This is a genomic window from Siminovitchia thermophila (assembly GCF_016909185.1).
In the GTDB taxonomy this organism is placed as follows: Bacteria; Bacillota; Bacilli; order Bacillales; family Bacillaceae_C; genus Siminovitchia; species Siminovitchia thermophila.
In genome coordinates this window covers 19,536-35,288 of the sequence record NZ_JAFBFH010000021.1, presented here as the reverse complement: position 1 = coordinate 35,288, position 15,753 = coordinate 19,536, and the positions used below count along the sequence as shown (strand labels likewise).

General features: G+C 41.4%; 16 protein-coding genes. All 16 read right to left on the bottom strand.

The window, feature by feature from the left end:
* Nucleotides 1-29: 29 nt before the first annotated feature.
* On the bottom strand, nucleotides 30-698 hold the full coding sequence (locus JOC94_RS14405; protein WP_120118549.1) for a hypothetical protein: 669 nt from the start codon (nucleotides 696-698) through the stop codon (nucleotides 30-32).
* A 36-nt stretch (nucleotides 699-734) separates the two neighbouring features.
* Nucleotides 735-1,301 carry a hypothetical protein gene (locus JOC94_RS14400; protein ID WP_120118550.1) on the bottom strand — a complete coding sequence of 189 codons (567 nt, stop codon included), beginning with the start codon at nucleotides 1,299-1,301 and terminating at the stop codon, nucleotides 735-737.
* 20 nt (nucleotides 1,302-1,321) lie between these two features.
* Nucleotides 1,322-1,783 carry an RDD family protein gene (locus tag JOC94_RS14395; protein ID WP_120118551.1) on the bottom strand — a complete coding sequence of 154 codons (462 nt, stop codon included), beginning with the start codon at nucleotides 1,781-1,783 and terminating at the stop codon, nucleotides 1,322-1,324.
* A gap of 96 nt (nucleotides 1,784-1,879) precedes the next feature.
* The gene (locus tag JOC94_RS14390; RefSeq protein WP_205179707.1) at nucleotides 1,880-2,074 is read right to left on the bottom strand and encodes a hypothetical protein; all 195 of its coding nucleotides are present in this window, start codon (nucleotides 2,072-2,074) and stop codon (nucleotides 1,880-1,882) included.
* Nucleotides 2,075-2,093: 19 nt separating this feature from the next.
* Entirely contained in the window at nucleotides 2,094-2,699 is a 606-nt protein-coding gene (locus tag JOC94_RS14385) for a restriction endonuclease (RefSeq protein ID WP_120118553.1), read from the bottom strand.
* 49 nt (nucleotides 2,700-2,748) lie between these two features.
* Complete coding sequence (locus JOC94_RS14380; RefSeq protein WP_205179706.1) at nucleotides 2,749-3,177, bottom strand: hypothetical protein; 429 nt, start codon at nucleotides 3,175-3,177, stop codon at nucleotides 2,749-2,751.
* A 301-nt stretch (nucleotides 3,178-3,478) separates the two neighbouring features.
* Nucleotides 3,479-3,727 (bottom strand): hypothetical protein, encoded by a 249-nt coding sequence (locus JOC94_RS14375; RefSeq protein WP_120118556.1) that lies wholly within the window; start codon nucleotides 3,725-3,727, stop codon nucleotides 3,479-3,481.
* Nucleotides 3,717-4,208 carry a hypothetical protein gene (locus tag JOC94_RS14370; protein ID WP_205179705.1) on the bottom strand — a complete coding sequence of 164 codons (492 nt, stop codon included), beginning with the start codon at nucleotides 4,206-4,208 and terminating at the stop codon, nucleotides 3,717-3,719. The genes JOC94_RS14375 and JOC94_RS14370 overlap by 11 nt, the downstream gene beginning before the upstream one ends.
* 21 nt (nucleotides 4,209-4,229) lie before the next feature.
* Nucleotides 4,230-4,481, bottom strand: coding sequence for a hypothetical protein (locus tag JOC94_RS14365; protein WP_205179704.1), 252 nt, complete (start codon nucleotides 4,479-4,481; stop codon nucleotides 4,230-4,232).
* 259 nt (nucleotides 4,482-4,740) lie between these two features.
* A complete protein-coding gene (locus tag JOC94_RS14360) occupies nucleotides 4,741-5,769 on the bottom strand; it encodes a replication-relaxation family protein (protein WP_205179703.1) in 1,029 nt (342 codons plus the stop codon).
* A gap of 329 nt (nucleotides 5,770-6,098) precedes the next feature.
* Nucleotides 6,099-6,752, bottom strand: coding sequence for a hypothetical protein (locus JOC94_RS14355; protein WP_205179696.1), 654 nt, complete (start codon nucleotides 6,750-6,752; stop codon nucleotides 6,099-6,101).
* Nucleotides 6,753-7,059: 307 nt separating this feature from the next.
* Entirely contained in the window at nucleotides 7,060-7,731 is a 672-nt protein-coding gene (locus JOC94_RS14350; protein ID WP_205179695.1) for a hypothetical protein, read from the bottom strand.
* Nucleotides 7,732-7,751: 20 nt separating this feature from the next.
* Nucleotides 7,752-8,783: a C40 family peptidase gene (locus JOC94_RS14345; protein WP_205179694.1), complete on the bottom strand. Its 1,032-nt coding sequence runs from the start codon at nucleotides 8,781-8,783 to the stop codon at nucleotides 7,752-7,754.
* 83 nt (nucleotides 8,784-8,866) lie between these two features.
* Nucleotides 8,867-12,334, bottom strand: coding sequence for a CD3337/EF1877 family mobilome membrane protein (locus JOC94_RS14340; RefSeq protein ID WP_408021923.1), 3,468 nt, complete (start codon nucleotides 12,332-12,334; stop codon nucleotides 8,867-8,869).
* A 91-nt stretch (nucleotides 12,335-12,425) separates the two neighbouring features.
* Nucleotides 12,426-13,067: a hypothetical protein gene (locus JOC94_RS14335; protein ID WP_205179692.1), complete on the bottom strand. Its 642-nt coding sequence runs from the start codon at nucleotides 13,065-13,067 to the stop codon at nucleotides 12,426-12,428.
* 85 nt (nucleotides 13,068-13,152) lie between these two features.
* Nucleotides 13,153-15,738, bottom strand: coding sequence for an ATP-binding protein (locus JOC94_RS14330; protein ID WP_120118565.1), 2,586 nt, complete (start codon nucleotides 15,736-15,738; stop codon nucleotides 13,153-13,155).
* Nucleotides 15,739-15,753 lie beyond the last annotated feature (15 nt).

Here is a 15,753-nt window from a genome sequence, read left to right as displayed (position 1 = left end):
TCTTCTAATTCAGAAGACATCGCTCTTTTTCACTGTACAACTTTATTTATTAATTCCACTAATTTCTTGGATGGGTCAGCGAACTTTGGCAATACGCTTTCGAGTTCTGGAAGAATCGCTATGAGTTCCTTGTTCAACTCTATTCCCGGCTGTGGCATTCCCAACATGGCAAGTATTGTGACGAGCGATGAATAGGCATCCCCAATAAAAAGGGCTTGCTGATTGCAACGTTTCCGCATTTCCTCTCCGTTCGGGGCGGCTTTCGATTCCTCACCCTTCACCAACATCCCCACATCTTTGGATAATTGGTAGACGAGAAAGCCGAACAGTTCCTTCTTCTCATCTTCCGAAGGGATTCGTTCCCGTCGCTTGAACACTTGATCCGTATAGGAAAAGGACGTTTCCGCCGACAGTTCTCGGATAAGACCGAAACAGGAAGCTATCAGCGCATCCTTGATTTCCCTAAGCAGCCGCTCCGTCCGTTCGTTCTCACCTGCCTTCTGCATGTCCTCTTTCGAAAGACTTCGAAGCGCTTTGATGAGTGAGAAGGCGATCTGCGAATTTTGGGTATTGTAAAATTCCCTTTCAAAATCCTCTCGTGTGAGGGGAATTTCTACATTTTCCTCTTTTCGACCCACGTCTTCTTGCTGTTTCTTCTGTTTCTCACCTTTCTCATTGTCCTTCCACCATAGCCACATACCTTTTCCTCTCCTTCAAATCAAAATGTGTTTTGTTTATCCTGCAAATTGATACGTGATTCCGCCACTCTCGTCCTTTTCATATTCAAACCCTGCTTTATCAAGCACTTTCACCATCGCAGCATCACGCTTCTTCAAATGGGCGTTGTAATCCTCAATCGCTTCATTCAATTCTTCCAATGTTGTTTCTTTGGACACGAAGACATCCGCCACATGTTTTGCGATTTCTAATTGTTTCTGGTAATACTCACGTAAAGGCGTTAATTCTTCAATATCTGTCTCTGTTTTTTCTTCAAGTTTCGTAATAGCCTCTGTAAACAAAGAGACGGATTCCTCGCTTGGCTCCGCTTCCTCCATAAGCTTGTTCAAGTGATCGGCAAGCAAAGTATCCACATCAATACTAAACATCTTTTGTACGTACATATGAATTTCTTCTTTCAAGACATCTTCCTCCGACACCTGTTCAGCCTTCACTTTTTCCGTCAGCTTGTGTAAGGCATCCGGGAAAAGGGCGTAAGCAGATGCGAACACTCCTACGCCAAGGAAGAAAGCCAGAAATCCGAACCATAATTTGTTTTTTTGTTTTTGCTCCTTATTTTCCAAATCCATTTCCTCCGCTTTAATTAGTTTTTCACGACATATGTTTTTGCGATGAAGTCATGCAATGCACGTTTTTCCTTTGTGAATGCTGCCATGATGTATCCAACATAAAAGATCATGCCGGATAGATACTTACTGAAATATCTTCCGATGGCCCGTCCAACAGAAATACGTCCGCCATTTTCATCGACAACTTTGATACCGAATACCATCTTTCCAATTGTCGCCTGCTTCTTTGAACTTTCCATCAGAACATAGTAGATAATGGTCGCGATCATCGAAAATAAACCATTTACAAATACTGCTGTTATATTTGCAGCTGCCATTTGTGATTCGTTTCCCATTACAGGGACCAAAATGAGCAAATTAATAAACATTTGAATGAAGAACAGTGGGATTCCTAAAACAAAACCATCAATCAGAGATGCTACAAATCGAATCCAGAACCCCGCGTATTTTCGTTCTGCTATTGCCATGTTTCTCATCCGTTAAAACCTCTTTCGTTTTTCAGTTACTTCTACACTTTACGTGTAGGTTGAAAGCAAAAAAATGCAATTAACTACGCCTTTTTCCTCTTTTCCTTATTTCGTTAATCTTTCTTTAATCCGCAGAATGCTAATTACTACGACATAAAGAACAATCACAGACAAGATTGAAATCATGAGCAATAGAAAAAATTCTTTATTACTTCCACCATTAATCATAAAAAGAATATAGATGGCAAAAAAAACAATTAAGTTGAACCAAAATCCTCCATTTCTTGCTCGTTCCGTCATCTATTTCATCCTCTCTGCGTTACGGTTTTAATTGTTCATTCATTACTGCATATTTCCCTTCCTTCTCTTGCTTCGCTTCCACGTTTTTCCACATCGCTTCCTCAAACAGTAGCTTAATACTTTCCCTTACCTCTTTCGGGTCCGCATCTGGGTTCACGGTCAAAATCAATCTTTGCAATAGGAATCGGTCGATCAATTTCACCTGACATGCTTCGGCCAGAAGACGGGCGTTTTCCGTGAAGACAGTGTTTGTTATGAGCCAGGCTTCTTCCACTCCATGGTAAATACGCGCCGCCACGATTTCTTGAACTGCACGGACGCCTACCCGTGTATTTTCACCGAGACGATTAATCTGCAAAACGGCTTTTGTTTCCCCGTCCAAAAGGAAATCCGCCCCGAACAACACTTCCTGTTCCTCGACTTCAATGCTCTTGAACCCGACTTCTCTGAATAATAATTTGATGAAAGCACCGAATTCTTTTTCATCCATCCGGTCAATGTCCCGAATGCCGGATTTTCGTAAGTTCTTTTCGTAATTCCTTGCCCTCAAAACATGAACAAGACTTGAAATGGCAAGTGTAAGAACCAGCACTGATACTACCCATCCGATCAATTGTTGTGACAAACTTCTTTCTCCTTTCCTTTGTGTTTATTGGACTCCCTACCATGACGTTTCAAGTAACCCCAAGGTTCCTTTCGAGTAAGGAACGCAATTCTGAATGAATATCCTTCCTCATGAACGGCTCATAGTACATGAGATTGATAAATTCATAGCAAGCACGCATGTATTTTTCATCCTGAAGCGCTATTTCGATGTCCTTCATATTTTTCTTGTAAAGCTCTGTAGCTTCCTTATCTACCTTTTTCGACGTACCAACTTTCACAAGCTGCTTATAATAAGAATGCAAGGCGGCTTTTGCTTCCAAATTCTTACGCCTTCTCTCCGGCGGTTCACAATCCTTCGCATTCCACCAGTCATCATGGTTTGTCAGGACCGTGTACAGCCGGAACAGTTCCATGTTGGTCGGCTGCTCCCTTTCTGGTTCCTTCTGATGTTTCTTCCTTCCGCCGAATAATCTTTGAACAATATTCATTCCCTTCATTCCTTCCCCCATTCAACTTCCATTACCAATTCTTGAAGCAGGAATCAAACAGAGACTGCGAGTATGGTGAGAGCTTTGCATTTTCACAACTTCGCATCTGTCGAATCACTTCATTCACACTTCCCATTTTTCTATGCTTCGAGACGACAAAACAGATTTTATATTCCATTCCTTCCTTCGTTTTAATCACGATAAGCTTTACAATTTTTCCTCTTCTTGAACTTGTGGATAACTCTGTGGACAAATTTACTAACTTCCTTTCTTTCAATCTGTTTTCTTTTTGTTTATTTCAAAACAAGTTTTATTTTTCCCGCTGTTTCCCTACCGGCTCGATCATATAGATATTGGTCTTTTTCTCATACACATCGACCATGTCGTCCACCGGGCCTTGTGCCATTTTCACAAAGAAAATGACCGTTCCCCCTATAATTAGAAAAAACAAAACGAGGATGATATTCAAAAAATATCGTCCTCGCTCGTCACCACTCTTTGCTGTCGCCCGCAAGTTTTCAAAATATCGATCCTTGCTGTCATATGGTTTATTCTTCATTGTCAGTCGATTCCCCCAATACGATCATGACTTCCTGCTTCGGTTTCTGCTTTCGTTTTTTCCACTTTTCATATGCACTTTCCTGTGGCGGCTCCTTAATCCGTTGATTTCCCCGTTTCTTTTTATAGGACGATTCAGCTCGAATGTATATAAAATTCCCGTATACTCCTATCAGCAGAAGCATGAACAGAATTGCTTTCATTATCATTTCAGCACTGAATATCTTATCGAACGTCCATACTGAATGGAGGTAACTCGACAATAGCAACGCTATATAGACTGTCAGAGAAAACACGAGCAGCCGTTGTAATTTCCGGCTATTCCTCTTTGTTATGAAAGCCGCCACGTAATAACCGATCGTAAGCGTCACCCCTGTTAGTAATATCAATTTTGGCGAGGGAATGTAATCTCCCCCAAACATTAACGCGACACCTATTCCCCCTACTGCAAAATGGAGTAAAGCTATCAGCAGTTGTACCAAATATTGCCCCCTCCTTTCCGATTAATTGAAATCACCGGCCATTCGATTTCCTGTATAGGGTTCCGATCCATGTTTTTCTTTGAATGCCTTTCTTCGAATTTCCACTTCGAGAATAAGCGCCATTTCATCCGAAAGGACGTCTTTTACGATTTCGAACATTTTCTCTTGTTCTTTCTCGGTCAAATGCTCGCTGACTTCCTGCGCCAGATAGTTTCCGTTGTTTAGTAAAGAAAATAAATGCTTTAATTCAGGTGTCACTTTATACTGTGTCAATGTGAAATGCCATCCTTTCCATTCCTTTATCTTGTATCCGGCGCAAGACATAGTTTTTTGTATCCTTTACCGTTCGTGTAATACCTACTTCTTTGTTGCTACCATCCGATGAAAACAAAACGTCTTTTGATGAACAGTGTGTAATTGAATATGAATAGTGTCGGGCTACCTACTTTTGCTATTTCGTACCTCATTACAACTAAATTCTTGTTGAATTCAAAACGTGTTTTGAAGGACAGGACGGTTCCTGTTCGCTGCCCTATTTCAAGTTGTTCAAGTAGGACATGACTTGATTCGGACCTGTTTCCAAATAATCAATGTGGCGGATTTCTTCCAGCAGCTCCTTGTGAAAGGCGATCTGACTAAGAACAAGTAATTTTCTTCCGTCTTCTGCATATTTCTCCTTCCGGTATCGAAGCAAGTTGAATATTTTTTTCAAATCCGTATCAAGCAGGTTCACAAAATACTTTTCCTCGCCTTCGTGCCAAACGACTGTATCTAAACCATCGTGGCGGATGGATGAACCTGTGAGTTTTTCCTTGAACGCTACACCCATTTCCGAAACAACAAAGCCAAGTATCTTGTCCTCATTGTCATAGTGCTGCAAGTAATTTTTTCCGAATGAATGGGGAAATATTTTGATTCTCCTACGCTTCCCGACCACGCTTCCGCCATCTTCATCAAGAAGTCCTTTTGCAATTGATTCGAAACTTTCCTTTCCTTTGGTGAATATCAAGAAATCGTTAATCTGATCATAGTCCCCAATTTCTCGAATTGTTTTCTGCAAGTTCTTTGGGCTGGTATTTGCTGAAAGAATGTAGATTCCATACTCATCCATCGTGTGGCGGTGTAGCAGCATTCCTTGTATATTGTCACTTCGGTTCAAATTGAATCTTGCTTTCGTATCACGACTATCCGATAGTGTCCATCCGTAGGGTTCTAAATCAACAAGCAAGTCATTCGTCATTAAGACAAAAGGCAAGTGGTACTTATCAATTTTCAATTGGTACGCTTGCCGCTCGACAAACATCCCCTGTTTTCGCAAACAGGTGATGCCCGTCTCGCTAATACGATGATATTTTCCCTGACTCCGTTGTGAAGTTAAATAGCCAGAAATCGGTTCGCTATGCAACAGTTTTCGCTTCCGCAACACATGTAACTTTTTGTACGTATACGGCATCGACATCCCGTACATACGTCCGATCTGCTCCGTTGTCAACGCACGGTACTCATAAAGCCCCGCAAGAATTTTTGTATCTAATTTGCATAAACGTTCGTTTCCTTCCAAACGCATGTCCCCTCCTACTCCCCTGCAAATGGAGTCTGTATTCCTGTTTTTTGCGATTCATTGCCATATTGAGTGCATGGATTGTTTCGTTACGCCACATTGTCATGAATAACAACATGGCTAACAAAACTTCGTGGATTTTCACCCCCATTCCGATATTGGTAGGAAAATAGCATAAAACCAGCAATATCAAAGTCAAAACCGATCCGAAAAAGGTATAATTTAAACGTAAAACCGAGGTAAGAATTAAGGCTTTCATAAACCCATTTAGTTCTTACCTTTGCGGAAAGGTATAATCTATAAATCGGAAGGTATAATTTAAAAGAATATTAGTCCCAATATGGATTAGAATCACCTGATACTAAGTTGCTATTATTCTCCTTTTTTACGATCTCTTTAATTGAATTAATATCCACATCACTGAATATTATTTCATCATCCACATCATTCCTCTTCTTACTCCGCCATTTCAAAAAGCGAATAAAGTTATCCCTTTCTAATACAAAAACATCAATATAAGGGTCTCTCTTGGTCAAGTTTGCTTCCTCAAACAGTGTTAAAATTTGTGCATTGTCATCAGGTATCAACCCTGTCGCTCGAACCGCATCAATCAAATATTTCCGATTTCGGTTATCCAGATCACGTATGCTCGCATCCTTAAAATGATGTTCAATTACTATGGCAGCACGCTCGAAACGGAACTCGATAGATTTGAAATTATACTGATTGAATGTTGCTTCCAGATACATCCGACGAATAAGCCCCTGATACTCCTTGTCATATGAATCGTATAGCGGCAATGTTCCCGGATATGAAAAACGAAAAACAGGAAAGCCATCTAGTTCAAGTGGCCCCGACTGTTTTTTTCGAAAATTAATTTCGGGTACATAACTCAAATCTTCGGAAGAATAACCAGTCTCTTTTATCAAACGAACCCGAAAATCCTCTAAACTTTTTAGCAACGGACTCATTTCTTTCGGCAATGTAAATACCTCCTTCGTTATGACGTTGTTTTCCCTTGCAAAGCATTGAAATCATTGAGATTTCGAAATCTAACGTCGGACAGCTAAACAGCCTATTTCTAACTTATTTTTACTTTGTCAGACGAGAGCATTAGATAGTCGAATCAAAACGTTGATAAATGCGCCTTCATAAGCTCCCAACAACGTCCAACAGGAAAATTTGATAACGTCCGACAAGAAGGGGATTGACCTCTTTTCAACCATTGATAAAGGATCAGTTCCCCTCATTTTTACTGTCAGACTTACCAACCTCTTTGCATAGAAACAATCATTTATCTGAAAACACCCTGTCAAGCCCTTCAATTTCATTGACAAGCCACTTCTCATTCAACTTGACAAGATCGGCATAATACATTTTTCGTTGTGTACTTACCGTCTTCACGCCGTCCAATAGTTGCCAGTCCGCAAAGATAACGAAACGCATTTCATTTTCATTCTTCGGTTCAGTCGCAAAGATTTCCAGATTGGAAATATCACGTTTCTTATCATCTTGGCTTAATTGAATATCCTTAATTGCTTTCTTGTAGAAATGCTCCGTAGCATACGGTTGCCATTCGGCTTCATTCGTTTCATCTAACATCCATATTGCCATCGTTTTTGTGACAGTTATCCTTGCTTGATCGACTTGTTCTTTTCCATACTTTTTTACAAATTCAGCTTCAAAATCAGGTTCAGTAGGCTGATCCACCGGGGCTTCCATTTCATCCTTTGCTGTATTGTCTTTTTTCGTCTCGTCTTTTTCGACAGTTGGCGTCACTTTCTTATCTGGAATCTTTACTGGTTTTTCGTCTACTGAATCATCTTCGCTTTGGACAGCTTCTTCTTGTTTTTGCGGTTGTTCTTGTACTTTTGGCTGTTCCTTCCCTTTTATCAATGAAAAAATGACAAAGAACAGAACAATTGCCATTGCAACAATGCTTATGATTTTCGTTTTATTCATGTTCGAAATCCTCCTGTACTTTATTCCGAAAAGTCTGCTACTCTACCGAACCCGACAATTTTCGGCTTCCAATAGGAATTAAAAGCATCGGAATATCCGATGCCCGAATGGTTAGAATCGTACATTTTTCCGTTTCCGACATACATGCCAACATGAGTGACCGGCGCATAAGTATCTGTACTAAAGAAAATTAAGTCACCTGGTTGTAATTCATCCTCTGTAATACGCTGGCTGAACTTGTACTGTTCATAAGATGTCCGAGGGAGTTGAATACCTGCTTTGGCATACGCCCATTGCATCAATCCTGAACAATCAAAACCAGTGGAAGGATTATTGCCCGCCCAGACATAACCCCAACCTTGATATTTCAGCATTTCTTCATAGATAATCTGAAAAGCGTCATTTCCAATCGCCGGGATTCCTTCACAATTCATGATAAGACCGCCAAGTTCAGCCGCAAATTCCGTCACTTTCGGAACCCAATGCTGATTTAATCCGTTCGGATCATTTTCCGCACCAATAGGTGCATATACTGCACCAAGTTTTTCAATGGTATCAAGTCCATCATCAATAATCCGTCGTTTCAAGTTTGCCATCGTATAGCGTAAGCCTTCCTCCATGGTTGGGAATCGCATGAGACGGGACCAACCGGATGCAGGGTCCATGATGCCCCCCGGATTGTTATAGTTCCTCACGGCGTTTGAAGTGCCTCTCCCCGTTTCATGCAACATAATTGCAGATGCAAGTACAGGGTCAATCCCATATTCATCCGCAAGGCTAATGATTGTATCTCCATAACCAGCAAGAGCACCGACTTTGGAGGGGTCTGCAAAATTTGCGTCCCATATATCGAAATCCACTTCTCCTTCAAGCCGGCAGAAAGAACCAAAACTGCTTGACCGTTCCTGATCTTCTTCATCTACGATAATGATGAACATGCCAGCTACAATAAGGAGGAATAGACCGATCAGCAACAAAGGAAGGCAACCAAGAGCCGCGCCAATACCAATAAGCCAACCTTTACCGCTTTTTTTGTTTTGTTCGTTTTCCATACCTCATTACTCCTTACATGCGTACTTGTGTCAAAAAACAATAGGAAAAAGCGTGAGGACATGCCTTCACGCTTTTCTCAACATTAATTTGATTTATTTTCTCCTGTGTTTCTCGCACCCTGTTCAGGATTTAACCGTTCTGTTTCAGGAATCTGTGATTGCGTACTGTTATTTAGATTACTTGAAGCAGGAGTTGATTGAGACGGTTCCTGCATCGTTCTATTGCTTTCAATCGGTTTTGCTTCAAAGGTGCTTCCTCCAAAAGAACTTTGTTCAAGTGGTTTGGCGTCCATCCCTTGCCCTTGCATAGAAGTGCTGTTCATAGATGTGCCTTCCAAAGATGAGCTTTCCATGGAAGAACCACTCATGGATGAGCCTTTCATTTCACTCCCGCCCATTGGCGAACCTTCTATGGACGAACCTTTCATTTCTCTGCCGCCCATTGGAGTAGTTTCCATCTTCGAACCGCCTAACGGATTTGATTCAAGTGGCTTGCTTTCTATCTGATTATTGCCGAGTGGATTATCTCCCATCGGTCTTGATTCCATTCCCCCGCCTTTCACCTCATTTTTATCAAGAGGTTTGCTTTCCATTTGACTACCGCCTATTGGATTATTGTTCATTGGAGAATCTGAAAATTTATTACCGCCCATATCACCGCTTTCCATCTTCTTTGCGTCCATATGGTTACCGCTTACCGGATTATTGCCAACCGGGTTTGTATTCATTTCCTTTCCTGCAAGAGATTCGTTTTCCATTGGTTTGGTGTCCATTGTATTGCCTTGCAATGGTGTTTCTCCCATTGGTGAAACATCCATATTTGTTCCGCTCATTCCTTCGCCTTTCATGGAATTTTGGTCAAGTGGCGTTGCATTCATATCGCTCTCATTGAGAGAAGTTGAATCCATACGTCCGCCAGTTGTTGAATTTCCTGTTACAGGAGTGGAATCCAAACCTTTTTGGTCCAACTTTGTCCCATCAAGAGAACCATGTTCCATCGGTGGAGCATCTGAACCAGATGTGTCATATTTCTGACCATCCATCGGACGAACTTCTGACTGCTTGCTACTGTATCCTGCGGTCTGAATTGGATTGCTGCCGATAGGTGTGTTTTCCGATTGGTTGGTATTCTGATTGTTTGCCCTGTTAGGAATCGGACCAACATCCATAGGACCGTCTTGCACAGGTCTGGAATCGTCTTTACTCTCGTCCATTGGCTTAGTATCCATTGAAGTTGTATCTCTAGGTTCTTGGTCGTAAAGTGATTTCAATTCCATATCATTGTTTTCCATTGGGATGGACTTTACTGTAGAAGGTTGCTCGGCCCCATTATCTACTGTTTTAATTTCAGATTTTGCATTTGCAAAAATACGTTCATGCGACTCATAATTTGCATCCTGCATTCGTTGTTCTTGAATGCCAGTAGCGAATTCACTAGCAAAATCGCCATTGAACTTTCCTTTATCGAATTGTGTCTGCATACGAGCGTACTGTGCTTCCATTTCTTCCATACTGACATCTTTCAAACCTGCTTTTTCAAGGTTTCCAACGACATCTAATGTAGCATGATGTGCACCTTTCTCATGGAAGAATCGGGCAGCGTTCTCGGATGTTTCTGTAGGTTTCTGTTCCTTTTCGAGTATACGTTGCTGTTCTTTAATCCGATTGTCTGCACGCTGTTCTTTAATCCCTGCCGCCATCACTTGGGAGAAATCTTTGTCTAACTCTTCCCCTCTTGCATCTTTCGCCATCTTTTCATACTGCTCTTCAATTTCTTCCTGTGAAACATCCTGCAAACCATTTTTCTCAAAGGCGTCTATTGTATCCTTGATTGTCTGATCGTCAAAACCTTTTCCTTTCATGAATTCAGTAATATCTTCTTTCTTTTCCTTACCAATTTCAAAGTCAATATTCTTTCTGGCATCAGACAATTTACTTAGCTTGCTAAAATTAGCTGCACGAGACGTTGCAGAAGCAACTTCTGCGACTCCTGCTTCGCCTGTAACCGCTCTGCCTGCTGTGCTACCGATAGAAGCTCCCATAGCCGCTCCTGCTGGACCTGCCACTGCCGCTCCTACTGCTACTCCTGCAACTGTTGCTGTGCCTTGAACACCTTTTTTGGCAATAGTGAACGGATTTACAGGACCAGATGCTTCACGCAAGCCAGCAATCATTTGTGAACCGGACGCGAAGATATTGGAAATTCGCTTTCTTAAAAGGAATAGCGTAATAAATAGCACGAAATGGAATACACCCACTGCGATATAGTCAATGATGGATTGCGCGTTATAACGTTGTGCAATACTCATTGAGAACAACGCGTCCGAAAGGACCAGCAATAGTACAGTGAAGAATGCGAAGAAAACTTTAAGTCCAAGTGGAATCACGAATTCAATCGCATACCGTTTAAGAACCCCAAAGAAGCCTGGAATCGAAGCAACTAATAAAGCGAACGGTGCAATGGCCGCAATGATGAGGAACCAAAATTGCAATACAATCAAGAGAATTGCAAGCATGAAGATCGGCATTGAGACGATTCCATTCACGACCAGATAAAAGGCGCTGAATGATAACCTATCAAGCACGGAACTATGAACCATGAAATCGTTGTTATGCCCTGCGACTTCATTCGTCAACACTTTTTCATATCGATCTTCTCCTGTAGGTGTTTTCAACAAGTCTTCTACCCTGCTCTTACCAATCTGACCCACATCATGCGTACCATATTGCATATACAGATAAGGACGATCGACGAACATCGTCCACAAGGAATCCTTCATTGTAGTTTTCGTATTGCTATCAACAGTAATGTTGCTGTTTTCATTCCATGTGGTCAAACCGATGATATACCGGGTTGCATCATGAGTGATACTTTGCGCCCCGCTAATGAAAGTTGCATAGTTAGAGAACAACAACAATGATAAAGAAAGCGTAACGACCGTTTTCATCAAAGAACCGATGGATTCAAGGAAAGCACGGCGAATGATGAAGACATACAGCATATAGAGAACTGCAAGGACAGCCACCATCTTAATTAAGCCACCAAATAAGCCACCGCCGAGGAACTTTCCACCCGAAATACCAGTCATATCTTGGATGCTATTTTGAAGATCATGAACCAATACGCCAATAATGTCGATGTCAAACGCAAAATCAAGCACCATTATCATAGTGTTCGTCATAAAAAGGTTCATCTTAAAAGCCATATTGACGATCATGTTTAGGAATGTATTGAACTTATCCATGAAGTTCCCGCTGAAATCTGTCCAACCGAACAGCTTATCCTTGATATTTTCCCACACGCTATCCTCTCTTGCTTTTTTCGCATCGCGTTCCGTGACTGAATCTAAATAATAATAGTTTCTCCCTCCATCCTTAAATTCTCCCATTTGCTCTCTCTCAAAAGCATCCACGATTCCCTGATCGACACGTTGCGAATCTTTTTCAGCAAACGCAGGCGTGGGGGATGATGCCCCGATTCCCCCGATGAAGACAAGTAACGTGAGAACCAAAAATACTTGCTTAAATATAGATATTTTTCTTCGTTTCATAAGATAAGGGGAAAAAAGAAACTCCCTACCATGTAGGGAGAATCCTTGTTCACACCTTTTACCTCCTTTCTAAAATACAAAAGTATAAAGGTTAATTGTTTTTTATCAAATTACCTTTGCCATCAAAATGCAATTCAGAAGCCGTACCTCCGTACTTTTCCATTGATTGAGGAAATATCGAGCTTCTTGTTCCGCTTTCTTCTACCCTCCATTCATTCTCATCATTCTTTGTTAAAGCAAGATTTACCGAAACCGCGGCTGTTCCATTCACATTACTTCCGCTTCCATACACATAGGTTTGATAATACAATTTTCCTGTTTTCTCATATTCCGACGAGTATCGAATAAAATAATATTCGTCTATGTCTTCAGAGAAAACTCCGTTATTTTGGGCTGACAAGTTTTGGCGATCATACTTTTCAAAATCCTCATAACCCTTGCTGTCCGGTAGATATAACGCTTCTAATGTGTCTAGGTCGCTTTCAAATCTTGCAACAAGGAACTCGCGGACAACTTCATCCGCATCTTTAAATTTTTCGTTCATTTCAGCCTGCATTTCTTTTTCAAGTTGTAATTCATCCTTTGATTTACCTTTGTCAATTTTATTGGTATCCTCCGTCTTTGGAGCTGTCTGTTCACCGCCGGATGAACCTGAACACCCACTAACAACAAGAGTAAAACCTGCAATCACGGCAATCCCGAATGCTCGTAAACTAATTTTCTTTTTATCCATTTTCATCATCCCTTTGTTTGTTTTCTAGTTTACAAGCATTATAGGACATCCGCGGCCGGACAGACAAAGGATTGACAGGAAAGATTTACCGCACACGTTCTTTTTCGCGTTCTCGTTCTTCTTCGGTCGATGTGGACGAGTCGAACGCATTCAACAATTCTTCAAAGACCGGATTGATACGAATGACGGCGGAACGACCATAGATGTCTTGAAACAGAGCTTCCCCACGGTCGAGCCGTTTGAGCGTGTCGATGTTCTCCTGCGTTCTTGGCAAGTTCAAATAATCAAGCATTTCTTCGCATTCACTCGTCTTCCGCAAACCGAAACTGAACTTCATCCCGATGTTGGCGACGTCCTGCCCGTGGTCGGAAGCGTTTTGAGAACCTTTCATGAGGGTCGTATTATAGTAGCGCCCCATCCGAACGATAAAATCCATCAATTCTGACCCGATTGCGCTTCTTTCGATGGCACTGGCTTCGTCTTGAAGGATATATTTATGGACACCACGTTCGCTATTGAACATATATTGCTTTGTCCATGCTGTTATGGAAATCATAATGGCTTCCGAAATCATATGGATTGGACGTTTGTTTTCCAATTCGCTTCCTCGTGGGAGATTCAAGTTCTGGATCATCAATACTTGAATTGGCTGTTCATGTTGCAACACTTTGTAATTTTGTCCAACTTCCCCAAATAGCAACAAGGACAATTGATTTCGCTTCAATGTCGTCAGTGTATTCAACAAGCTTTCTAATGCTAAATAACGCTGATCGGACATGTTTGCAGGTCGATTGTCATAAAGATTATGCAAGTAGGACATCACAACTCCAATACATGGATCTTCATGTTGTGGTACAATTTCAACCGCTTCACTTAAAATACTGTAGGCTACATCGTCTATACTGACTTTCGCCAAATAAGATAGGATGTCCATAGTGATGTCCTTCGCTTCTTCCATACTCGTACTAGTACGGAAAGGATCAAGTGAACCTGCATCGTTAGGGTCAGTCCCTAATGTCCAAACCGAAATGTATTCTGGTGGAATAAACGGCAAGCCTTTATCCCAATCCATTCTATCGCCTTTAGGGTCGATAACCAGACCTTTAGAACCTGTGAGGGTAGCGAGATAGACGAACAAGTTCATGAAGAACGATTTCCCTTTCCCTGTCATCCCGGCAACAAGAACAGAAATGGAATCTACAATATTTCCAATATCGAATGCCTTCGCTGCTAAATCAGGTTGAACAAATACAGGTTTCGATAATCTTGAAGTATGGCCGATATAGAATCCACGGTTATCACCAATGTTTGTTGTTGCACCGAACATCATGCCGCCAAGAATACCCGGCGAAACTTCGATCTTGTAATCCTCATGCATTTTCTTAGAACCCGGAATCATTTCAAGTAACAAAGGAATCTGGTAGCCATATGGCGAAAGGACTTTCAGACCGAATTTACTCATTTCGTTTCTCAACATATCAACACGTGTTTTTAGTTGTTCCTCATTTTCTGCTGTTACTTTCAAAACAAACGAACACGCATAACCTGGATACCCCGTCTGTTGGAAATAGTTCTCCATTTGGACAGTTCCCTGCTCTGACACTTCAACGTTCATGTCAACACCCTGTCCGCCTTTCCACGCTTCTTTACGTTGGTCTTGAATTTCAAGTTTGGCATTACTAAGTCGTTTCTTCACCATTTCATTTGGTTGGTGATCTGCCCGGATAGAAATTGTAACAGGGAACGGCATCCTCAATTTGATATAATAGAGCCATTCAAAACCCGGATGAAAATGGACATCGCCCATATCAGCGATAACAAGATGCTGACAGAGCAATTCTTCAATTTCGTTATCGTCTGTGATACGACTTAACAAAAGCTCTTTCGGGTTAATTTCCTCGATATTAGTCCCTTGCAAGTCGATGAAATCTCTCTTATCGCTTCGGATCGCCTTATGCTTGACGCCTTTCTTATCAACCCCCTCAACAACCCTTCCAGACGCAAACCTATTTCTCAATTTTACGTCAGAGTTATTGTTCCGCGTGCTGAACATCTTTTCTGCAATGTATACCGCCTCCGCTGTCGTAACACGCGAAATGCGAGATGAGAAGGCATTTACAAGTGTCGTTTCGATCGTTGCTGCTTGACTACGGTATGCTTGTATTTCACTTTCAAGAATATCGTTCGGGTAAAGACCAACCGCCTGATACACAGGTGAGTTGAAACCGTTGATAAAACTCTTGAACGCATTAATTGTGTCTATCCCAACATTCCCGGACGTATATTTGTTTCGTTCTTTGTTCAATTGAACACCAAGATAATCATGATATTCACTAGATTCATTGAGTTCCTTTTGATCTTCAAGCGCTGCTTTCACCCGTTTCATAAATTCGATTCCATTTTCTTGGAGAGGATAATTTTTTCTTTTCATTTCTTCAATTGTTTCGTCTAATATACCCCCAATATCAGTTGGATTCGGTATGGAGAGAAAATGCAAATCAAGTCCAATGTTCGTGAAAAATGACATTTGCTGTTGAAATGGAACACTTTTTTCATCATCGTCTAGAAAATCATAGTTAAATCCGTCAATTCTAAAATAGGCCCATACGGTGTTATCGTGGGCAAACACAAGATTCCCGTCAATGTGTTTAATTGGAAAATCAATCTTCAAAGATCCCACACTCCT